19 protein-coding genes are annotated in these 22,781 nt (G+C 30.3%); 10 read left to right on the top strand and 9 right to left on the bottom strand.

Annotated elements, in window-relative coordinates; translation table 11 throughout:
* The first annotated feature begins 19 nt into the window (after positions 1 to 19).
* The 9 genes from LPB03_RS13050 to LPB03_RS13090 all read left to right on the top strand — a co-directional run bounded on the left by LPB03_RS13050 (position 20) and on the right by LPB03_RS13090 (position 5,998).
* Positions 20 to 721, top strand: coding sequence for a CoA transferase subunit A (locus LPB03_RS13050; RefSeq protein ID WP_065320031.1), 702 nt, complete (start codon positions 20 to 22; stop codon positions 719 to 721).
* A gap of 27 nt (positions 722 to 748) precedes the next feature.
* Entirely contained in the window at positions 749 to 1,093 is a 345-nt protein-coding gene (locus LPB03_RS13055) for a four helix bundle protein (RefSeq protein ID WP_065320032.1), read from the top strand.
* A gap of 39 nt (positions 1,094 to 1,132) precedes the next feature.
* A complete protein-coding gene (locus LPB03_RS13060) occupies positions 1,133 to 1,786 on the top strand; it encodes a 3-oxoacid CoA-transferase subunit B (protein ID WP_065320033.1) in 654 nt (217 codons plus the stop codon).
* Positions 1,787 to 1,852: 66 nt separating this feature from the next.
* Positions 1,853 to 2,032 (top strand): hypothetical protein, encoded by a 180-nt coding sequence (locus LPB03_RS13065; RefSeq protein WP_065320034.1) that lies wholly within the window; start codon positions 1,853 to 1,855, stop codon positions 2,030 to 2,032.
* A 60-nt stretch (positions 2,033 to 2,092) separates the two neighbouring features.
* Positions 2,093 to 2,323: a hypothetical protein gene (locus tag LPB03_RS13070; RefSeq protein WP_065320035.1), complete on the top strand. Its 231-nt coding sequence runs from the start codon at positions 2,093 to 2,095 to the stop codon at positions 2,321 to 2,323.
* A gap of 9 nt (positions 2,324 to 2,332) precedes the next feature.
* On the top strand, positions 2,333 to 2,560 hold the full coding sequence (locus LPB03_RS13075; protein ID WP_065320036.1) for a hypothetical protein: 228 nt from the start codon (positions 2,333 to 2,335) through the stop codon (positions 2,558 to 2,560).
* A gap of 126 nt (positions 2,561 to 2,686) precedes the next feature.
* Positions 2,687 to 3,448 carry an exodeoxyribonuclease III gene (locus tag LPB03_RS13080; protein ID WP_065320037.1) on the top strand — a complete coding sequence of 254 codons (762 nt, stop codon included), beginning with the start codon at positions 2,687 to 2,689 and terminating at the stop codon, positions 3,446 to 3,448.
* Between the two features lie 6 nt (positions 3,449 to 3,454).
* Positions 3,455 to 4,765, top strand: a complete 1,311-nt coding sequence (locus tag LPB03_RS13085; protein WP_065320038.1) for a lytic transglycosylase domain-containing protein — start codon at positions 3,455 to 3,457, stop codon at positions 4,763 to 4,765.
* Positions 4,766 to 5,014: 249 nt separating this feature from the next.
* On the top strand, positions 5,015 to 5,998 hold the full coding sequence (locus tag LPB03_RS13090) for a DUF4837 family protein (protein ID WP_083187298.1): 984 nt from the start codon (positions 5,015 to 5,017) through the stop codon (positions 5,996 to 5,998).
* A 221-nt stretch (positions 5,999 to 6,219) separates the two neighbouring features.
* Here LPB03_RS13090 and LPB03_RS13095 read toward each other — a convergent pair whose 3' ends face one another.
* Positions 6,220 to 7,218 (bottom strand): PorP/SprF family type IX secretion system membrane protein, encoded by a 999-nt coding sequence (locus LPB03_RS13095; protein ID WP_065320039.1) that lies wholly within the window; start codon positions 7,216 to 7,218, stop codon positions 6,220 to 6,222.
* 1 nt (position 7,219) lies between these two features.
* Complete coding sequence (locus LPB03_RS13100) at positions 7,220 to 14,203, bottom strand: PKD domain-containing protein (protein ID WP_065320040.1); 6,984 nt, start codon at positions 14,201 to 14,203, stop codon at positions 7,220 to 7,222.
* A gap of 305 nt (positions 14,204 to 14,508) precedes the next feature.
* Between LPB03_RS13100 and LPB03_RS13105 the strand changes: the two genes are divergently transcribed.
* Complete coding sequence (locus tag LPB03_RS13105; RefSeq protein WP_083187267.1) at positions 14,509 to 15,492, top strand: PorP/SprF family type IX secretion system membrane protein; 984 nt, start codon at positions 14,509 to 14,511, stop codon at positions 15,490 to 15,492.
* Here LPB03_RS13105 and murI read toward each other — a convergent pair.
* The 7 genes from murI to LPB03_RS13140 all read right to left on the bottom strand — a co-directional run bounded on the left by murI (position 15,489) and on the right by LPB03_RS13140 (position 22,780).
* Positions 15,489 to 16,283, bottom strand: coding sequence for a glutamate racemase (gene murI / locus LPB03_RS13110; RefSeq protein ID WP_065320041.1), 795 nt, complete (start codon positions 16,281 to 16,283; stop codon positions 15,489 to 15,491). The two genes, LPB03_RS13105 and murI, sit on opposite strands and share 4 nt — an antisense overlap.
* Before the next feature lie 67 nt (positions 16,284 to 16,350).
* A complete protein-coding gene (locus LPB03_RS13115) occupies positions 16,351 to 16,857 on the bottom strand; it encodes an OmpH/Skp family outer membrane protein (RefSeq protein WP_065320042.1) in 507 nt (168 codons plus the stop codon).
* Positions 16,858 to 16,893: 36 nt separating this feature from the next.
* Positions 16,894 to 17,748 (bottom strand): OmpH/Skp family outer membrane protein, encoded by an 855-nt coding sequence (locus LPB03_RS13120; protein WP_065320043.1) that lies wholly within the window; start codon positions 17,746 to 17,748, stop codon positions 16,894 to 16,896.
* A gap of 65 nt (positions 17,749 to 17,813) precedes the next feature.
* Complete coding sequence (bamA, locus tag LPB03_RS13125) at positions 17,814 to 20,342, bottom strand: outer membrane protein assembly factor BamA (RefSeq protein WP_065320044.1); 2,529 nt, start codon at positions 20,340 to 20,342, stop codon at positions 17,814 to 17,816.
* A gap of 7 nt (positions 20,343 to 20,349) precedes the next feature.
* On the bottom strand, positions 20,350 to 21,093 hold the full coding sequence (uppS, locus tag LPB03_RS13130; RefSeq protein WP_065320045.1) for an undecaprenyl pyrophosphate synthase: 744 nt from the start codon (positions 21,091 to 21,093) through the stop codon (positions 20,350 to 20,352).
* Between the two features lie 3 nt (positions 21,094 to 21,096).
* Positions 21,097 to 21,774: a type IX secretion system protein PorG gene (gene porG, locus LPB03_RS13135; protein ID WP_083187270.1), complete on the bottom strand. Its 678-nt coding sequence runs from the start codon at positions 21,772 to 21,774 to the stop codon at positions 21,097 to 21,099.
* Between the two features lie 106 nt (positions 21,775 to 21,880).
* Positions 21,881 to 22,780 carry an NAD kinase gene (locus LPB03_RS13140; protein WP_170324230.1) on the bottom strand — a complete coding sequence of 300 codons (900 nt, stop codon included), beginning with the start codon at positions 22,778 to 22,780 and terminating at the stop codon, positions 21,881 to 21,883.
* Position 22,781 lies beyond the last annotated feature (1 nt).

The raw sequence follows: 22,781 nt of genomic DNA on the forward strand, positions 1-22,781 counted from the left end.
CAAATAAAATATAATTCTAATGATAAACAAAAAAGTAAACAACGTTCAAGATGCTTTAAAAGGAGTTAAAAATGGCATGACTTTTATGTTAGGTGGTTTTGGTTTGTGTGGTATTCCTGAAAATGCAATTGCTGAATTGGTAAAGTTAGATGTTAGAGACGTAACTTGTATTTCTAACAATGCAGGTGTAGATGATTTTGGTTTGGGATTATTGTTACAAAACAAGCAAATTAAAAAAATGATATCATCTTATGTTGGCGAAAATGATGAGTTTGAACGCCAGATGTTATCAGGAGAGTTAGAAGTAGAATTAACTCCACAAGGTACTTTGGCAGAAAAATGTAGAGCTGCACAAGCTGGTTTTCCTGCATTTTATACACCTGCAGGTTTTGGAACTGAAGTTGCAGAAGGTAAAGAAACAAGAGATTTTGATGGAAAAATGTATGTATTAGAACCTGCTTTTAAAGCAGATTTTGCTTTTATAAAAGCTTGGAAAGGTGATGCTGCTGGAAATTTAATTTTTAAAGGAACCTCAAGAAACTTTAATCCAAATATGTGTGGAGCTGCAACAATTACAGTTGTTGAAGTAGAAGAATTGGTTGCAGTTGGCGAGTTAGATCCAAACAATATTCATATTCCAGGGATTTTTGTGCAAAGAATTTTTCAAGGAAAAGATTATGAAAAAAGAATTGAACAACGAACTGTGCGTAAACGCAATTAATCAATTTACCAATACAATAATGTAACAATGAAAAATCCTGTAGTTGATAAATCAATTGAAGTTGCATTAATGATAATTAATTATTGTGAAGTTTTACAAGCAGAAAGAAAATATGTGATTTCTCGCCAATTATTAAAATCAGGAACAAGTATTGGTGCAAATATTCACGAAGCACAAAATGCAGAAAGTAAAGCAGATTTTATTCATAAAATTAAAATTGCAACCAAAGAATTAGAGGAAACTAAATATTGGTTAGTTTTATGCGAAAAATCAAAAACATATCCTACTCATTTAGATTTGAGTAAAAAGGTAAATGAATTAGGATTGATTTTATATAAAATATTAAGTACAAGTATTAAATCTCGAAAGTAGAATTGATACATTTTTAAATTATTTAATTGATACATTGATATGCTAGACAAAAATGGAATCGCAAAAAGAATTGCACAAGAAGTTCAAAACGGATTTTACGTAAATCTAGGAATTGGCATTCCAACTTTAGTGGCAAATTATGTAAGAGATGATATAGAAGTTGAGTTTCAATCGGAAAATGGTGTTTTAGGAATGGGACCTTTTCCTTTTGAAGGCGAAGAAGATGCAGATATTATAAATGCAGGGAAACAAACTATAACAACAATGCCTGGAGCAAGTTTTTTTGACTCTTCTATGAGTTTTGCTATGATTCGTGGTAAACACGTTCACTTAACTATTTTAGGAGCTATGGAAGTTTCTCAAAATGGTGATATTGCCAACTGGAAAATTCCAGGAAAAATGGTAAAAGGAATGGGTGGAGCTATGGATTTAGTAGCATCTGCAGAAAATATTATTGTTGCAATGATGCACACTAATAAAGCTGGCGAATCTAAAATTTTAAAACAATGTTCTTTGCCTTTAACTGGTGTTGGCTGTGTTACAAAAGTAGTCACAAACTTAGCAGTTTTAGAAGTAAAAGATAATGCGTTTCATTTGTTAGAAAGAGCACCAGGAGTTTCTGTAGAAGAAATTCAAAATGCTACAGAAGGAACTTTAGTTGTAAATGGTGAGATTCCAGAAATGAAAATATAAATCCTTCCTATTTCACTCAATAAAAACTTTAAAAAGGAGTTTACCTATTCAAATACTTTTTTTGATATGAAAAAAATAAAAATGATGTTACCTTTTTTATTTCCTGTATTGATAATTTTATTTGGCTTAATTATTTACAAAGTTTTAGATTATGAACCGAATTTTTATACAATCATAATAAACTTAGGATTGGCTTTTATTTTATCACCTAAAATAAAAACTGTTCAAAAACAACATGGAGAATAAGAACAAATAAAATGGTTGTTTTTTAAAAAGGGATTTAATAAAAAAACATAATTTTAAAAAATGAAACTATTTAAAAAAACTTATTGGTTAATTACTCCTTTATTGGTGGTTGTTTTTTTGCTGATATTCGAAAAAGGATTCAAAATTGAAAATACAATAATTAGCACTTCTTTATCTGTAGTTTTAGCCTTTGTTTTATCACCAAAAGTAAAAATGGTTGATAAACAACATAGAGAAGAAGAACAAATAAAATGGTTGTTTTTTAAAAAAGTAATAAATAAAAAAGTGTAAATTTTAAGAATGCAGTATTTAGCAAAGAAACCTTATTTAGTTATTTTTATACTAACATTGGTTTTTATCTTTATTTTTGATTTTTTTCTAAATGTTGATCATATACTATTTAGAACAAGTATCTCTTCTTTTATCGCTGTAATTTTATCGCCAAGAAAAAAGAAACTAATTACAGAAACAGGAGAAAAAACACAAATTACTTGGCTTTTTTTAAAGAAACCAATAATTTTAGATTAATTAAAACACAACCTTCAAAGGGTTTTAAACCCTTTGAAGGTTAAAAATATAAAAATTAACACAAGAGTGTTTCTTCCCAAGCCTGCATTGAGAGCAGTCGGAAAGGGAAGATTAAGATGAGCTTAAATGAAAATAATATCATACAACGTAAACGGAATTAGAGCAGCTTTAAAAAAAGGCTTTTTAGATTGGTTACAAGCTGCAAATCCAGATGTAATTTGCATTCAAGAAACAAAAGCACACAAAGAGCAATTAGATTTATCTGAATTTGAAAATGCTGGTTATCCTTATCATTATTGGTTTTCTGCACAAAAAAAAGGCTATTCTTCAGTGGCCATTTTTTGTAAAGAAAAACCAAATCATGTAGCATATGGAACTGGAATTGAATCCATGGATTTTGAAGGTAGAAATTTACGTGTAGATTTTGATGAGGTTTCTGTGATGAGTTTATATCTTCCTTCAGGCACAAATGATGCAAGATTGGGTTATAAATTTAATTATATGGATGAATTTCAGGAATACATCAATACTTTAAAACAAGAAATTCCGAATTTGGTTATTTGTGGCGATTACAATATTTGTCACGCAGAAATTGATATTCACAACCCAAAAATGAAAGGAGTTTCTGGGTTTTTACCAGAAGAAAGAACTTGGATTGGCGATTTTATCAATAACGGATTTATAGATAGTTTTCGATATTTAAATCAAGAAATACAGCAGTTTTCTTGGTGGAGTTACAGAGCAAATGCAAGAGCAAATAACAAAGGTTGGCGTTTAGATTATGCTATGGTTTCATCACCTTTAAAAGAAAAAATTTCAAGAGCCTATATTTTATCAGAAGCCAAGCATTCAGATCATTGCCCAATTGCATTAGAATTAGAATTTTAGTATTTTATGAAACAAATTTTAAGTGTTTTAGTATTCAGTATTTCATTTTTTAGCCAAGCTCAAAAAGATAATTTACCAATCATAAAAAAAGAATCTGTAGTTATTACTACAGATTCTATTATAAACCCTTCAAAGAAATTATATTTTTCAGATGATGATTTAAGGGTGATTGATAGTTTGTTGGTAGATGAAAAATTCAATTCGGCTTTATTAGATACTTTAGAATATGTAATAAATGACAAAGATATTACTGGCAATTTTAAACAAGCAGTAACTTCTGATTTGCTAAAAGTTAGATTAACAGCTTTAAATGCCAGAACACCTTTTAATTTAGCATACAATCCAGCTTTAGAGAAGGTAATTAATAGTTATTTGTTGTATCGTTCAAAATATTACCCTGCTTTAATGGCAAAAGCAAAATACTATTTTCCGATGTTTGAGCAGTATTTAGATCAGTATGATATTCCTTTGGAAATGAAATACTTAGCCATTGTAGAATCTGCTTTAAAACCAAGAGCAAAATCTTGGGTTGGTGCAGCTGGTTTGTGGCAATTTATGTATGGAACAGGAAAACAATTCGATTTAAAGGTGAGTTCTTATGTAGATGAAAGACATGATCCTGTAAAAGCAACCATTGCAGCTTGCAAATATTTAAGTCAATTATTTACAATTTTTGGTGATTGGGATTTGGCTTTAGCAGCTTATAATTCTGGTCCAGGAAATGTTTCAAAAGCTATAAAACGTTCTGGTGGTTTTACAAATTATTGGAATATAAGACCTTATTTACCAAGAGAAACAGCTGGTTATGTGCCTGCTTTTTATGCAACAATGTATATTTTTGAGCATGCAAATGAACATAATATTTATGCTGATCTTCCTAGAATATTCGATTTTCAAACAGACACAGTTCGTGTAAAAAGAACAGTTAGTTTCGATCAAATTTCTGAAACTATTGGTGTAGATGGAGAAGTTTTAACAGATTTAAATCCGTCTTATAAATTAGATATTATTCCTTTTATAAAAGATAGAAATTACGCTTTAAGATTGCCAAGCAATAAAATTACCGAATTTTTAGATAAAGAAACAGAATTGTATGCTTTAGCAGATGCAGATGATGCCAAAAGAGAAAAACCTTTGCCAAAATATTTTGAAATGGATAAACGTATTCGTTACAAAGTTAGAAATGGCGATTATTTAGGCAAAATTGCTGATAAATTCGGAGTTAGAGTTAGCGATATTAAACGTTGGAATGGATTAAAAACGAGTAACCTAAAAATAGGGCAGAGGTTGTATATTTATCCCAAAAAAATACAATAAGTGTTTTTTAATCTATATTGATTAACTTTAATTTTTTTTATATTGGTGATTTAAGCTTTTTCTTTTTGATAAAATTTGTTAAGAAAGCTAACTTTTTAAGTGTTTAAAATCTTGAATTTTCATCAAAATAAAATTAATTGAATATTTTTTTAAGGTTTGATGATTTTTTATCAGAAATTTATAAAAATGGAATAATATTTGGTGTGTTAGAAGTTGATAACCAAACTTAAAAATAATAAAACTAAACTCATGAAAAAATTACTTTCAATACTAACGATTGCATTTTTATTATCCTCTTGTGTAGGGAATGACCAAAAGATTTTGAGAACTTCTATTGGTAAAATAAATAAAGTAATGGTCGTTGTAAAAATGAGCGATTGGACTGGAGATATTGGTCAAGAAATTAGAAATTCTTTTGGGGAATTAATGGTAGGATTGCCTCAACCAGAAACAATTTTATCAGTTTCTCAAGTTGCACCAGATGGTTTTAGTTCTATGATGAAAGGAAGCAGAAATATCTTAATTATTTCTGAAGGTGATAAAGAGAATTTTTCTATAAGAAAAAACATTTATGCAAAACCACAAACTGTTGTGTATGTGCAAGCCAAAGATGATGCAGGTATTATAAAAATTCTTCAAGAGCGTAAAGAAGAAATTAGAAGAACCTTTTTAGATGCAGATATTGCTTTTACACAAAATATTTTTGAAGGTCAAGTAGATGAAAACGTAAAATACAAAACGTTAGATAATTTAGGGCTTTCGCTTTTAATTCCAGATAAGTTTAAAACTGTTGATGATACTGGAGAATTCTTATGGTTACGTAATCATTTAACAAGTGGAATTGCAAAATCTGGTAGTAATAACATTTTAGTGTATTCAGTTCCTTTAGGAGATGAAACTCAAGTAGCAGATAGCATTGTTGCTGTTAGAAACATGATTGGTAAAAAATACATTCCTGGTTCTAAACCAGAAACCATGCACATGATTACTGAAGAAGCGTATACTCCTTATACTTTTGATGCTATAATTGATGGTAAAAAAGCCTATGAAACTCGTGGAAAATGGGAAGTTAAAAACGATTTTATGGCTGGTCCGTTTTTAAATTACACAGTTATAGACAAGAAAAATAATAGATTGGTCATTGTAGAAGGTTTTACTTATGCACCTTCTGTAAACAAAAGAGCCTTTCTTTTTGAGTTGGAAGCGATTGCAAAATCTTTAAAGATTAAGTAAAAATTGAATGCTGTAGTGTAGATTGGGTAAATTGTAAGGTTTTTATTTTTTGGATTATATTAGATCTATTAATTTTATCTTTCTGGCATATTAGCTTTGTAAGAGCAAAATACTAATAAAAGAATAACAAAAAATCTTATAAAGCTCCATAGGAGCGAAATTTAATTCTACAGTATTATTAATAAATATTCTTATTTTTAGGTTGATGTTCCAACATCAATCTAAAAATAAGAAACACATTTATATCTATTTAAAGCTCTAATATTTAAGCTAAAATCGTAAGCAACTGAAAATTCATGAATGCCTCCAGTATTAATGAGTTCTGTAGTGTTAAAATCGTAAGAATACCCAAATCTAAAACCTTGCCATCTAATTCCTGCAAACGTGCTTACAGAGTTTACTAATGGACTATTTACATCCGTTTTTATGGGTGATGTTGCAGCAGTAATTCCCAAAGAGAATTGATCTTCAAAAATGTATTGGAAACCAACATCGAATCTGTTTACATTTCCTTGCATCATAAAATTACCTAATACATAAAATTTACTTTTGCTAGCAAACCAAGTTCTTGTGCCTTCTAAAAAAGGGAGATAATATTTGGTATGCACAGACCAAAAAATATCCAAAGGAATATTACCATTTTCGGTTAAAGAAATATTGGGTTTGTTTAAATGTTTTATGGTTAATCCAATCCAAGAATCATCATTATTAAAAAGAATAGAAGAACTAAAATCGAAAAAATTTCTTTGTGTACTTAACAAAAGAGGATCTAAACTACTTGTATTAATGATGCTGTTATTCAAGTTTATTTGGTCTTCTAATAAAATATTTTGAAAGCCGTAATTTTTCATTCCAAAACCTGCAGAAATACTAGGTCTAAAAAACCAAGTATCACTCAACTGAAAAGCCATAGAATAATTTATATTTATTTGATTAAAAGTATAAGTAGATGCAGTTTCTGTTTGGTTTAAAAAAGACACGCCTAAACCTGTTTTAAAACCTTCGAACCAAGTATCAAAATATACAAAGCTAGAATTGGTTTTAAAAGCAGCATTTCTCCATTGAGATCTATGTATTGAGCCAATTTTAGCTGCTCTTATAGCACCTGTAAAAGAGGTATTTATAGTTTCTGGTACTAAAAAGTTTTGCGAAAACAATACATCTTGAGCTTGCATTTGCAACCCTGAAAAAACGAGTAAAGTAAGGAGTAGTTTCTTCATCTTATTTTAAAAGTGTTACAGGTGAACTTATTATAATTTCCTTTCCAAAAAAGGTAATGCCTTTTACAAGCATTACATAATTGCCATTTTCAGCAGGTTTCTCGTTTGTAAAGCCATTCCAACCTTTTAAATCTAAACCTTCTTCAGTATAAATTGTGGTTCCCCAAGTATCGTAAATAATCATATTTAAACTTGTAAAACCTCTGTGAGAAGGTCTTATAGTTTCGTTATAACCATCTCCATTTGGCGTAAATGCAGTTGGGTTTACTAATTTATAACCTTTGGTAATTTCTACAATTCGCGTAAAAGTTTCAACACAACCAGCAGTAAATTCTGCTGTTAAAGCAATCGTAAAAGTGCCAACTTGATCATAAGTATGCACAGGATTTTCTTCATTAGTTGGTGGACTTCCATCACCAAAATCCCATTGTAAATTAGTATAATCTCCAGTTGTAAGATTCGTAAATTGTATTGGATCTTCTACTGATAAAAAATCATAAGTACTTAATGAAAAGGCACTATAATTAAATTCTGTATCTCCAATAGCTGTTATATCAATTGAAAAAGATTTAGTTGCTGTACAACCTTTGTTATCAGTAACTGTTAAAGAATAAGAACCAATTTGATCAGTAACCATCATACTAGTATCTGTTGCTGAGACATTTCCTGCAGACCAAGTATATGTATATGGTAAATACCCACCAGTTACATTTGCTTTTGTTTGTTTATTTACGGTTTTTAAATCGCAATCTGTTAGCGTGGTTTCTGTAAATGTAATAGATAAAGGTTCTTGTCTAAAAATATTAAATTGTCTTTCTAAACTACAACCATTTGCATCTGTAATAATTACTGAATAATCTCCTTGTGGAATATTATTTAAATCTTCAGTGGTTGCATTGGTATTCCATAAAAAAGTATAAGGAGCAGTTCCTCCAGAAACATCTAAATTTATGCTGCCACTATTTGCAATATCACAATCTTCTGCATTTATAACAACAGTAGAAACTGCAATTGCTGGTGGATTTGTAATTATAAAAGTTTTTTCAATAGGACATTGATTTATATCACTATCTAAAATTGTAACAGTGTATGTGCCTGCAGCAAGATTATTTCTTTGAACTCCTGCACTTGCATCATCACTCCAAATAACTGAAATAGGTGCAACTCCACCCATTAAATTTAAATCGATTGAAGCATCACTTTCGCCATTACAAGAAATTGGTTTTACAACAGGATCTATAAAAAAGATAGGTTGTGTAATTGTAATAGTTGTCTGTTTTACACAATTATTAGCATCTGTAATTGTTGCTGTATACGTATCTGCAGTTAAATTAGATTGTGATAATCCGTTTCCTAAATTACTCCAAGAAATTTGATAAGGTTCTTTACCTCCAGTTACAGTTAAATCGATGGCACCATCTGCTTTTCCATAACAAGTAACATCAATTTTGGTAACATCTATTTTAATTTCTGTTGCTTGATTAATGATCACATCTGTACTTGTTGTACATCCTAAATCGTCTGTAACGTTAACTGTGTATGTTCCAGAAACTAAATTGTTAATGTTTTTAGAAGCACTTACAAATCCATTTGGACCAGACCAACTGTATAAATAATCAAAAACACCAGAAGAAATTTCTACTTTAGTTCCTCCAGAAACATTAATTTCAATTTCACCAGCAGCATCACCAAAACACAAAATTTCTTTTGTAGGATTTACAGTTACGTTCAATCCATCTGGTTGCGTAAGCACAAAATTGGTTATGATTGTACAGTTATTTTGATCTACAACCTCTAAAGCATAACTTCCTGCTGTTAATGTATTTTGATTTTTTTGGTTTGGCACAATTCCACTTCCATTTGTAGTTGTCCAATTATAGGTATAAGGAGCTGTTCCTCCAGAAATGGTTACTTCTAGAGTTCCATCATTTCCTTGAAAACAAGAAATATTTCTTTCTGTATTTTTTACAATTGATAAAATATCGGGTTGTGTTACCATCCATTGTTCAATTTTAAAAAAACCTGTGGAATCTTCAATTCTCAAAGTATAAGTACCAATTTCTAAATTAGTAATTGTTGTTTCTGTTGATGTAAATCCATTTGGACCACTCCAAGAAATTAGATAAGGATTGCCAGTTGTAAAAGGAATTCCTCCATCAATATTTGTAGCAATAATTCCATCATTAGCTTCAAAACAACTGATGTTAGTAACTACAGCATTGGAGTTCATGCTTGGGTTTACAGTAATTTCTAATACAAAAGTGTCTCCAGCACATTTTGTAGTTGCAGGCGTAATTATATAGGTTACTATTATTGGAGTTGTTCCAGTATTTTCTAAAGTTTGACTAATTACATCTTGTGTATTTGCTGCTGATGTTCCAAGAATTGAGCCTGCAGGACTATAAGTAGGAGCAGACCATGTATATTTTGTATCAGCAGGAACTATATTTCCTAGTACAGTAGTTGGATTAAATACAAAAGTAGCTTCACTATAAACTGTAATTGCTGCATCACTAATTACAGGAATTTCACTAACACTTATTTTGGCAGTATCAGAAATAATTTTCGAACATCCACCAGAAGAAAAAGAAATTTCTACATAATAATAAATTTCTCCAAGAGTATTTGTAGGTGGATTATAAGAAGCTGCTGTTTCTCCAGTAATTTCAGTTCCACCAGAATTTGCATCAACTGTATTCGAAAACCATTGATAAGCAGGAGTTCCTATTCCATTTTGATACGTTACTTGTAAAGGAGTTACAGGTTTATTTAAACAAATTTCATAAGAAATAGGTTGTGTAACAAAATTTGGAGCGTCATTGATGATCAATTCAGAAATATCACTTGTAACACTACAACCAGATTCAGGTTGAGAAACAACTGAATAATAATAAAAAGTTCCAACATTTGTAGTTATTGGCGTATACGTATCACTATTTGCACCAGCAATTGCAGTTCCACCTGTCGTAGAATTTGTATTATTGATAAACCATTGATATGTTTTAGTGGAAGTTGTACCACCAGAAACTGAAACAGCTAAATCAGTAGGAATTGCGTTTTTACACAATTCTTGTGCTACAATTGGTTGACTATCGATAATTGGATCAGCAAGTACATTTATTTCAAAAACATCACTGAATGCAGATGAACAACCATTTCCATCTAAAGAGATTTCTGCATAAAAATAAAAAGTTCCAGCAGTTGCAAAAGCATTTGGAGTAAACGTATTATTTGTAGTGCCTATAATTTCTGTTCCTCCAGCATTTGTATTTGTTGTGTTCGAAAACCATTTATAAGTAGCATTTCCTGCTCCTCCAGAAAAAGAAACTTCTAATTCATTTGCAGTTCCATCAATACAAATACTTTGTGTAGGAGTTATTGAATTTACAGTTATTTGAGGTTGCACATGTATGCTTGCTGTTTCAGAAATAATGAGTGAACAACCACCAGTTGCAAAAGAAATTTCTACATAATAAAATGTTTCACCCACCGAATTTGTTGGAGGATTATAAGAATTTGTTGTTTCACCAGTAATTGGATTTCCACCAGAATTTGCATCAACTGTATTGGAAAACCATTGGTAATTTGGAGTTCCTGTTCCATTTTGATACGCAACTTCTAAAGTTGTTGCAGAACCATTTAAACATATTTCAGATGAAATAGGATGTGTTATAATATTGGGAGCATCATTAACGATTAATTCAGAAATATCACTTGTAACACTACAACCAGATTCAGGTTGAGAAACAACTGCATAATAATAAAAAGTACCAACATTAGTAGTTATTGGCGTATACGTATTACTATTTGCACCAGTAATTGCAGTTCCACCAGTTGTAGAATTCGTATTATTGATAAACCATTGATATGTTTTGTCAGAGGTTGAACCACCAGAAGCTGTTATAGTTAAATCAGTTGGAGTTACACTTTGACACAATTCTTGAGTGGCAATTGGTTGGGAATCAATTACAGGATTCGTCAATACATTTATTTCAAAAGCGTCACTAGAAGCTGATGAACAACCATTTCCATCTAAAGAAATTTCTGCATAAAAATAGAAATTTCCAGCAGTTGTAAATGCATTTGGAGTATATGTTTTGTTTGTGGCTCCAGGAATTTCTATTCCTCCAGAATTTGAATTTGTAGCATTAGAATACCATTGATAACTTGCATTTCCTGTACCACCAGAAAAAGAAACTTCAAACTCGCTTACAGTTCCGTTTACACAAATTGTTTGTGGAGCAGCTACAGCATCTACAGTTATTTGAGGTTTTATATGCACGTTTGCTGTGTTTGAAACTATAAATGAACATCCACCAGAAGAAAAAGAAATTTCTACATAATAAAAAGTTTCTCCCAACACATTTGTTGGAGGATTGTAAGAAGCTGTTGTTTCGCCAGCAATTGGATTTCCACCAGAATTTACATCAATAGTATTTGAAAACCATTGATAAGTTGGAGTTCCTGTTCCTTTTTGATAAGCAACTTCTAAAAGCGTTGCAGTTCCATTTAAACAAATTTCAGAAGAAGTTGGTTGTGTAGAAATTTCTGGAGAAGGATTTACGGTAATTATAAATTCAAGTGCGTCACTTTCACAAACACCAGATGTTGCAGTTGCAGTATAGGTAACTTGTTCAGGAGTAGTTCCATTATTAATTAATGTCTGTGCAGGAATGATGTTGGAGTTTCCATTGGCTATAAAACCAGTAATATTTGCACCTGCATTTGCAATCCAAGCATAATTTACAGTTGGATTATTGGATGCTATTGTAATTTCTGCAGTACTTTGACCCGAACAAATTTCTTGTATTAAATTGGTATTGGTAAGAATTGGTTTTTCGAAAATTTCGAAGGTTTGTGTTGCTGTGTTAGAAACGCCACATTCGCTTGTAACTTCTAAAGAAACTTCATAAACACCAGCAGTATTATATGTAATATCTCCAGGATTTAAAGATGTCGAATTTGCAGGAGTTCCACCAACAAAAGTCCAATTATACGTAATATTGCTTGTGTCAGAAGTACAATTTTCTACGACTGCAATAGGATTTATAGTTGTTTGTCCACAAAAATCATCAATAGGATTTATAGCTGCAGTCGGTGGTTTTTTTACGTCGATAATTTTTGAAACTGTTTCTTCTCCACAACTTGTAGTTGTTGTTTTGGTAAGTTCATATTTTCCAGAAGTAGTAAATATAAATTCTGGATTTTCTGAGGTTTCATCAGTTCCGTTTGTAAAAGAAAAACCTTCTACAGTACCACAATTATCTGCAGCATATGTTACAGCCCATAAATACGTTGGAGTGCTACATAATTCACTTTGATCTGTTGTATTTGTAGTAATTACATTTAAAGGAATACAACCAGCATCTGTATTTACAGAAAATGTTGGAGTAATTTCTGGCTCTATACAAATATCTTTGGTAAAAACATCTGTACCACATTTACTTATTATTGACAAAGAAACAGTGTAATTACCAGGTTGTGTATAGGTATGTTGTATATCTTCAGCAGTTTTTACAGATAATAAATTTCTTACAGTTCCATCTCCAAAGTTCCAAGTAATGTCAGCATTTTTTAAACAGCTAGATTCATCACCTATAATAGAAAGGTTATCAAACAAAATATTAGTGTTGATACAACTACTTTCTGGAGCATCAAATTCTGCTACTGAAGATTCTAAAACTGTAATATTAGATATTGTAAAAGGTGTAGATGAGCAAGCATTTTGTATAGTTAAGGTTGCAACAAACTGACCATTCATTTCAGAACAGCTTCCTCTATTATAAGAATGAGGTGTGAGAAATTTAGATGAATTAGCAGGATTAGCAGCATCATAAGAAGAGGAAGCAATTAGTTCTGCTTGTGTGTATGTTTCTATAACACCATCTCCAAAATCTACAAAATACATGGTGTCAGATGAATTTAAACCCCAATTTGAAATTCCAAAATTTAAATTATCTGTTGGTAAACATAAGTTGCTTGTATTTCCAGGACTTTCAAAACCTCCTGCAGGATTACTAACATTTTTTACTTGATATGAAACCTCGTTACTACAACCATTATCTCCAGTTGCTTTAATTTTCATATCAAAAACACCAACACTTGTATACGTATGAGTTGCAGGAAAACTAGCTGCTGCAGTTGTAGAACCATCTCCCCAATCTATAAAATAAGAGTCAATACATGTAGTATTTGATATTTTTTCAACGAATACCTCATAATTTGAACTACTAGTAGATGAAATGTTACCACAATTTGTAAAAACACTTTCTCTAGTTTTTTGATCTCTAAATGCAATTTCTGGTTTTTCTTTTACTAATATTTGTTTGGCAAAGCTATTTGTACAACCATTTTTATCTGTAATAATTAAACTTACACCATAGTCAATAATTCCACAGCCTAGAGAAGTATATGCATGAGTTGGGTTTTTTTCAGTTGATGAATTTCCGTCACCAAAATTCCAGAGATATGTAAATGGTGCTTCACCAGTTTCAGTAGTAACATTAAATTGAATCGTTTCTCCAGAACAAGCTTCGTTTTTATCAAAATCAAACGCTACAGTTGGTTTTTCATTGATACTAATTGTAATTTCTTGACCTGAAATTGCTTGTGAAGTAGATGCATTATCTTCTACTTTTATCAATTTAAAAATATAAGCTCCAGCAGCTGCATTTTTATATTTTAAAGTTGCTAAATTTCCATTTGTTGATTTTATGGTTGCTTCTGCATCATTATTTATTTGGTAGGTAAAAGTATAAGGAGCAGTGCCACCAGAACCTGTGAAAATTATATCTGATTCTATATCAACGCAACCATTTGTTTTATCTGAACTAATTGTTGCTGTTGGTGCTAAAAAATTAGCTAAAAAAGAAAAATTAATTTTATTAGAATAAAGATTTAAAAGAAAACCGAATACAAGAACAATGCTTACAAAAGTGATCTTATTCCTAAATTTAAAATGAATGGGGGAGGCTCTAAATTTCATGCTGCTTTTTATGATAGTTTCATCAGATAAAACATAAGTTTTTTATGAATTAAAATCACATTTTTTTGGTTGATAACTTTATTGCTTAATAGCAAACAATAAAATCAAATATAGTAAAACTAATCTTTATGAATTGAGCTATAAATAGTTTTCTGTTTTTACTTAAGTTTCTAAAAATCAAAAATTAGAATACTTTATACCAAAACAGTAATTTATTCGTTTTTTACTGTGTTAAAACTTTACCTTAAAAAGAAATTATTCTTTTTAAATCTATATATTTGAAACTCAAAATTAATTTATTTTTAATGAAGTTATTGTACTCTAGAATTTCTATGCTGTTTCTACTTCTTTTTTCATTAAAAGGTGTTTCTCAAGAAACGTTACCTATTTATCAAGATTATCTTTCTGACAACGTTTATTTAGTACACCCTTCTGCAGCTGGTATTGGTAATTCTAGCAAACTACGATTTACAGCAAGACAACAATGGGCAGGAATTCCGAATGCACCAGCTTTACAAACCTTAAGTTTTCATTCAAAATTTAGTGAATATTCGAATGCAGGTTTTGGTTTTGTGTTGTTTAATGACAAAAACGGATTTCATTCACAAAAAGGGGTTCAGGGAAGTTATGCTTATCATTTGCAAATGAGCGATGGTAGAGTTTTTAATCAACTTTCATTTGGCTTGGCTTTTACGTTTGTTCAAAATCAATCTGATCAAAGATCTTTTACTGGAGATGCTGCTGTTGCTTCTATTGTAGAAAGTACTAGTTATTATAATGCAGATTTTAGTATGGCTTATCACTTAGGTGGTTTTTCATCTTATTTTACCGTTAAAAATTTATTACTTACTGCAAAAAATAATCTAAACGTTCAAGAGCCTTTAGATTTAAGAAACTATATATTTTCTGCAGGTTATTATTTTGGACAGGATTTACCAATTCAATTTGAGCCATCTTTAATGCTACAGTTTAGAGAAGGAACAGGACAAAGAATTGCCGATTTTAATATAAAAGCATATAAGAATTTCTCTAAATCTCAATTATGGGCAGCTTTGTCTTATAGAAGAGGTTTTGATGCAAATGCTATCGAAAACGCGCAATTTATATCGCCAATTATTGGTTTAAATTATCAGAATTTATTGTTTTCTTATACCTACACAAATCAAATGAATGAAACAGTTTTAACAACGACTGGTTTTCATCAAGTAACTGTTGGAATCAATTTATGGACTAGAGAGCCTAGAGCTGCTGCTTGTCCTAATATTAATGCTGCTTTTGGTGGATTTTAAAAGTCTTTTTCATCAATATTGATAAGATTACTATTTTCTGAAATCATCATTGCTAAAACATCTTTATTTTTATTGATGTAAAATTGATGTTTACCTTTTATGGCATCAGTTTTTAACAGTTGATTTTTTTCTAAAACAACCTTAGTTTGTTTTGCAACTGCTTGTCCAGAATCAATAATTTCCATTTTATTACCTACAATTTCTCTTATTTGTGGAATTAAATATGGATAATGAGTGCATCCTAAAACCAAACAATCTACACCTTCATTTATCAATGGGTTAAGATACAATGAAAGCAAGTTTTTCATTTCATTAGAATCTATTTTACCATCTTCTATGAGTTCAACTAAACCAGTTCCAATAGTTTCCTTAACAGTAATTTGTTTGTTGATTGTACTAGAGGTTTTTTCAAATAATTCACTATTTAAAGTCCCTTTTGTGGCTAGAATACCAATTTTATTGGTTCTAGTTTTTAAAGAAGCTGGTTTTATAGCAGGTTCTATACCTATAAATGGAACGTTATATTTTTCTCTTAAAAACTGAATAGCGTTTGTAGTAGCAGTATTACAAGCAACTACAATTAGTTTACAATTTTGTTTTAATAGAAACTCTGTGTTTTTTATAGATAAATTAATAATTTCCTGTTTGGTCTTTTCTCCATAAGGTGCATTTTTACTATCGGAAAGATATATGGTATTTTCATTTGGTAAAAGAGCTGTAATTTCTTTCCAAATAGAAGTGCCACCAATCCCAGAATCAAAAATACCAATAGGAAAATTAGTTGATTTCATATACGTGTAAAAATAAAAAAACCTACTTAAAAAAGTAGGTTTTCAAATACATTTAAAATGTGTTTTTTTAGAATCCTAATTTAGCTTTAACAGCTGCAAAAAGATCTTCTCCTTTGCTTACTAATAAACCCTTACCCATTGAAGAGTCTAATACATATAAAATGCTTTTAGAAGCAGCAACATCATCGATTGCTTTTTGTGCAGTTTCTATGATTGGCTGTAAACCTTCTGCTTGTTTTTTCTGCATGTCTTGGTATGCAGTTTGTCTTAACTGCTCATATCTAGCATTTTCTTGTTGAACTTCTTGTGCTCTTATTTCGTTAATTTCTTTAGTTTGAGCATTTTGTTCAGCTTGGTATTTTTTCATTTTGGCATCTAATTTTTTAGCCATTCCTTCAACTTCTTCTTGGTAAGTTTTACCTAACTTTTCCATATCCTGCTTTAACTTTTTTGTTTGCGGCATTTCAGCTACTAGCTTTTCAAAGTCTATATGACCCATCTTTTGTGCATTTGCAACACCACCTAGTCCTAAAGTAAATACAGCAATTAATAGTAACGTTTTAAAATTTTTCATTCTTGTTTTTAATTTAATTATTAATCTTGACTTTTGTTAATTATCTTCTTGTTTTTGTTCTTTCTTTTTCTGCTCTTCTTCTTTCTTTTTTCTAGCTTCTTCTTTTTTCTTTCTTAACAGCTCTCTTTTTTCCTCTCTTTGTTTTAATCGAGCTTTCTTTTTTTCTTCTAATTGCTTTTTTTGAGCTTCTTGTGCTGCAACTTTCTTTTTTACAGCTTCTATCTGTCTATTTTTACTTTCTTCTACTTGGGCTTCTTTGTCAGCTGTTTTTTTAGCTAATAATTCTTTTTGTTCTTCAGATAGTTGTTTTGTTGGAGCATTCGTTGTTTGATTTCTTCGCTCTTCTTGTGCTTGCTTTTTTTCTTCTGATAATCTTGTTCTGTCTATTGTTGATAAAACAAGGTCGCTAATATCGTATTTTTTATTTGAATAAAGCATGACTAAATCACTTGATTTTTCAAAAACAAAATCGTATTTTTTTCTAGCAGCAATACTTTGAATTGCGTTGTAAACTTGGTCTTGTATTGGTTTTACCAATTGTTTTCTTACCAAGAACATATCTCCATTAGGTCCAAAATACAAAGATTCTAATCTTCTTAACTCTTCTTGTTTAATTGTAATTTCTTCTTCTTTTTCTTCAATTAAGTCTTTTGTTAAAATTGCTTTCTCATTTGCTAAATCCGTTTTTAAAACTTCGATGAATCGCGCTTGTTCATCTAAATTTTTTCTCCATTTAGCAACTTTAGAATCTAACGTATTTTGTGCTTGTATATATTCAGGAACATTTTCTAGAATATACTCCATATCTATATAAGCAATAATTTGACCTCTTTGCGACCAAGAAGTTGATACCGTAAATAAAAGAACTATAAATAAAAATAAATTTTTCATTTGTATAATGTATTTAGAAAAAACCGTGCCAAAAAAACTTTTGACATTACAAATGTACAGTTTTTCTAGAATTGTCTTCCGATAATAAAATGTGTTTGCCAGCCAGACTTTTCTGTTAAACCAGGTAAAGGATCAAAACCATGAGCAAAATCTATCCCTAATAAACCGAATGCAGGCATAAATATTCTAACACCAACTCCAGCTGAACGTTTTAATTCAAACGGATTAAATGTATCAAAATTGTCATAAGAGTTTCCAGCTTCTAAAAAACCTAAAGTATAAATAGAAGCAGAAGGTGCATCTGTTATAGAATATCTTAGTTCTAACTGAAATTTATTATAAATGGAACCACCTTCTAAAGGCGATAATCTGTTATTTTCATATCCTCTTAAACCTATAACTTCTCTACCATCTAATTGAAAAACGGCAATTCCATCTCCACCAACAAAGTATCTTTCAAAAGGTGATAAACCAACAGCATCATTATAAAAACCTAAATAACCCATTTCAGCATTGGTCATTAATACCAATTTATCTGTAAAGGCAGTGTACCATTTTCCTTTTGCGCTTAATTTATAATATTCTAACCATTTATATTTATCAGCAATTGCAGCACTTGTTTCAGCTTGTGATAATCCATCTGGAATACTATAATCTTTGTCATTTACTAAAGAATAAGGAAAAGTTGCTTTAACTCCAATAGAAAATTCAGATCCATATGTTGGGAAAATTAAACTTGGTCCTGCAGAATTTCTTGAAAGTGTTGCATTATAAGCTAAGTTGTTTAAAGTACCATTACTTAAAACATTTCCACCAACGTTAAAACCGTAATTGTTTAATTTAAAACTTTGGTAACTTACTGTTTGTGATAATTGGAAATAATCATCTGGCCATTTTAAACGTTTTCCTAAACCAACAGAAGCTCCAACAATCCCTAAACTTCTACTTCTATCAACATCATAAGTCTGTGGGTTAAGTTGATATTGATTCGAAGAATAAATAGAAAATGATAATGATTGTGGTGTTTTTCCACCTAACCAAGGCTCTGTAAAAGAAAAACTATATGTACTAAATGTTCTACTTGTTTGTAAACGTAAAGATAAGTTTTGACCATCTCCCATTGGTAATGGAGCATACGCTTCTTTGTTAAAAATATTTCTTATAGAAAAGTTGTTAAAAGATAAACCTAAAGTACCAATAAAAGAACCTCCACCATAACCACCTTGTAATTCTATCTGGCTTCCACCTTTTTCTATTACTGTAAAATCGATATCTGCAGTTTTATTTTGATAATCTGGAATTACATCTGGAGATACATTTTGGTCAAAGAAACCTAATTGACCAATTTCTCTAATAGATCTAATAATATTACTTCTACTAAATAAATCTCCTGGTTTTACACGTAGTTCTCTAAAAATAACGTGGTCATTTGTTTTATCGTTTCCAGAAACAGTTACTTTTCTAATTCTAGCTTTTTCGTCTTCTCTAATTCTAATTTCTACAGTAATAGAATCATTTTCAACCTTTGTTTCTACAGCATTTACTTGCGAGAATAAAAAACCACTATCTTGATACATCGTTGATAAATCTTCTGAAGTTGGAGAACCATCTCCTTTTACACGTTCTTTAAGAACTTCTCCATTATAAACATCACCTTTATCAATTCTTAAAATTCCTCTTAATTGTTCATCAGTATATTCTTTATTACCAACAAATAATATTTCAGAGAATCTGTATTGTCTTCCTTCTTCTAAATCGATATTTATATTGATAGTATTATCATCATTCCAAGAAATACCTTCGCTTAAAATACGAGCATCTCTGTAACCTTCTCTACTATATTCTTTTATAATATTTTCTAAATCTTCTTGATAATCTTCCTCTATATATTTTGATGCTTTCCAAAAACGACCAATAAATTTTTCTTTGGTGTTTTTCATAGTTTTTCTAAGTTTTTTATCTGAAAAAGCTTCGTTTCCGTTAAAAAAGATGTTTTTAACTTTTATCTTGGAACCTTTATCAATAAAAACTTTCATATTAACAGTGTTAATATCAGAAGTATCATTTTTAATATATAAATTAACTTTAGTTTTAAGAAAACCTTTGTCGGTATATTTTTTAGTAAAATAGTTAGTTGTGGTTACTTTTAAGTTGTCAGTAACCATGGCTCCAATTTTTAAATCGGCTTCTTTTAAAAGTTCTTTTGCTTTAGATTTTCTAATACCAACAACTTCAATATTATTAAGTTGTGGTAATTCTTGTACATCAAACTGAAGATACACAGTATTGCCATCTAATCTTGCTAAATAAACATCTACATTGCTAAACTGCTTACTTTCGTACAATTTTTTAATAGCACTTGTTAGTTTATCACCAGGTAATTTTATGACTTGCCCATTTCTTAAGCCTGTAAATACTTTTACGGTTTCTTCACTAAATTTCTTTAACCCAGTAACAGAAATTCCTCCTAAAATATATTCTTTATCTTTTTCAAATGAAGCAGTTGAAAGAGAGTCTTTTTCGGTTTGTGCTTTAGCACTATGAGTAAAGAATAGTGTAAAAAACACTAGTAATGTTGCAGAAAATAATTTCATGTAAGTTTTACTCTGTAAGTTGTTCGCTAGTTTTTCCAAATCGTCTTTCTCTGTTCTGATAATCTATGATGGCATCATAGAAATGTTCTTGTCTAAAATCTGGCCAAAGTATATCTGTGAAATATAATTCAGCATATGCCATTTGCCATAATAGAAAATTACTAATGCGTTGTTCTCCACTAGTTCTTATCATTAAATCAACATCGGGCAAATTAAATGTATATAAATGGTTATTTATAGTATTTTCATCTATTTTTTCTAAATCTAGTTCTTTATTAACAACTTTTTTAGATATGTTTTTGATTGCGTTAACAATTTCCTCTCTTGAACCATAACTTAAAGCAAAAGTTAATACAATTTCTGTATTGTTTTTTGTTTCAAGAATAACATCATTTAAAACTCTTTGTGCTTTTTTAGGAAGTGATTCTATAGAACCAATTGAGTTCACTTTTACACCTTCCTTCATAAATTCTGGTAATTCTTTTTTTAATGAGTTTATTAAAAGACTCATTAAAGCATCTACTTCTAATTTGGGTCTGTTCCAATTTTCGGTAGAAAAAGCGTATAAAGTAATTGCTTCTACATTTACTTGAGAGGCTGCTTTTACAGATTCTCTAACAGCAGTTAAGGCATTTCTGTGTCCAAAAATTCTACTCATTCCTTTACCTTTTGCCCAACGTCCATTACCATCCATAATAATGGCAACGTGTTTAGGTGTTTTTAGTAAATCGATTTGTAGTTTTTTATCCATAAATTAAAATCCAGTTGTGTAACAAGCAGGTCTTCCAAAGGTATATATTAAAGATACACCAGTAAAAACATACCAGTCGTTATTATTACCACCAAAATTTAAATTTGGGATTGTCTCTGTGGTGTAATCTAAATCGTCGTTTAAAGAATAACGAAACTTTGTTTCAACAGCAAATGCAAGTGGCCCAATAAGTTTCGATTTAAAACCAACTCCAAAAGGAATGGTAAATGAGTTTTTTGAGTCGTACAAGAATTCGTCAGGTTGTGGTTCTGCAACAATATATTCGTAATTGTATGCTGCCAAATCTATAGTAATATAAGGAGTCCATGTTTTACCTGGTGTAGATAAATCATAGTCGTAAAAATTATATTCTAAACCTATTGCCAATTCGTGTATGGTGTTTGTAAAACTGATTCCTCTATCGTTTTTAAAATCTGTATCTGCATCTACATCATTTCCTGAAAAAGGTAAATAACTATAGGTAGCTCTAAATGCTATTCTTGGATTATGATTGTATTTAAAAAACACAGTTCCAGCAATTTCGTTTGGATAAATATAGTTGGTTCTGCCAACATCTCCAACAAAATTGGAGCCTCCAACAAAAATACCTGCTTCATATACTTGCCCTACTAAAATATTAGAAAAGCAAACAAAAATCATTAATAATATACTTTTTTTCATCCTAAAAAATAGCGAGCAAATATAGGTATTTCAATTTGCTTTTTAAAGTTAATATTCAGTCTTTTTTGAATAACAACTAATTAAGGGTTTTATTGTAATGTAAACGTTAAAGGTTGGTTTCGTTTCTTGTATCTTCTCCCCACAATAATTTAGTACGTAAAGTTTGCAAAAAAGATTGGTTTTTAGGAATAATACTTTGAATTGTAAATGCCGCTTTTTCTATAAATACCTCCGTGTTTTTTGGTACTGTTGTAATTCTGGAATCTAAAGAAATTAAAAAATCTTTTTCTCTAGAGTCTACAGTTAATTGAATTGATGTTTTATCAGAAATAACCATAGGCCTTGCATTTAAATTATGAGGTGCAATTGGCGTTATTATAAAGTTTTTAGAATCTGGCGAAATTACTGGCCCATTACAACTTAAAGAATATCCTGTAGAACCTGTGGGTGTTGCAATAATTAAACCATCTGCCCAATAATTAGTTAGGTATTCGTTGTTTAAACTGGTTTTTACGCCAATCATAGAAGTTGTGTTTTTTCTAGCAATGGTAACCTCGTTTAGCGCAAAATCTAGTTCTTTAAAAGAAGCTGTTTTAGGTGATGTTCTTACAGAAAGTAACGTTCTTTCTTGAATGGAAAACTCTCCATTTAAAATTAGGTTGATACTTTCTTTAATGGTTTTTTTATTGATGATAGCCAAAAAACCTAATCTCCCAGTATTAATCCCTAAAATAGGAATGTTTAAATCTCTTATATACGTTACAGCTCTTAAAATAGTTCCATCTCCACCAAGGGTAAACATGGCGTCAAAAGAGTTGTTTAAATCGGAAAAGTGAGAAAATGTTGGGTATTTTTTATCTAGAATATTGCCATCTACTAATAAATCATAAAATTTATCTTCAATAAAACTTACAATATTATTTTTATTCAAAACTTCTAGTAAAATCTGCATTTCTTTCTCTGCAGAAATTGAATAAGACTGACCGTAAATTGCAACTTTTTTCAAT

This window comes from Polaribacter vadi, from assembly GCF_001761365.1.
Taxonomy (GTDB): Bacteria; Bacteroidota; Bacteroidia; order Flavobacteriales; family Flavobacteriaceae; genus Polaribacter; species Polaribacter vadi.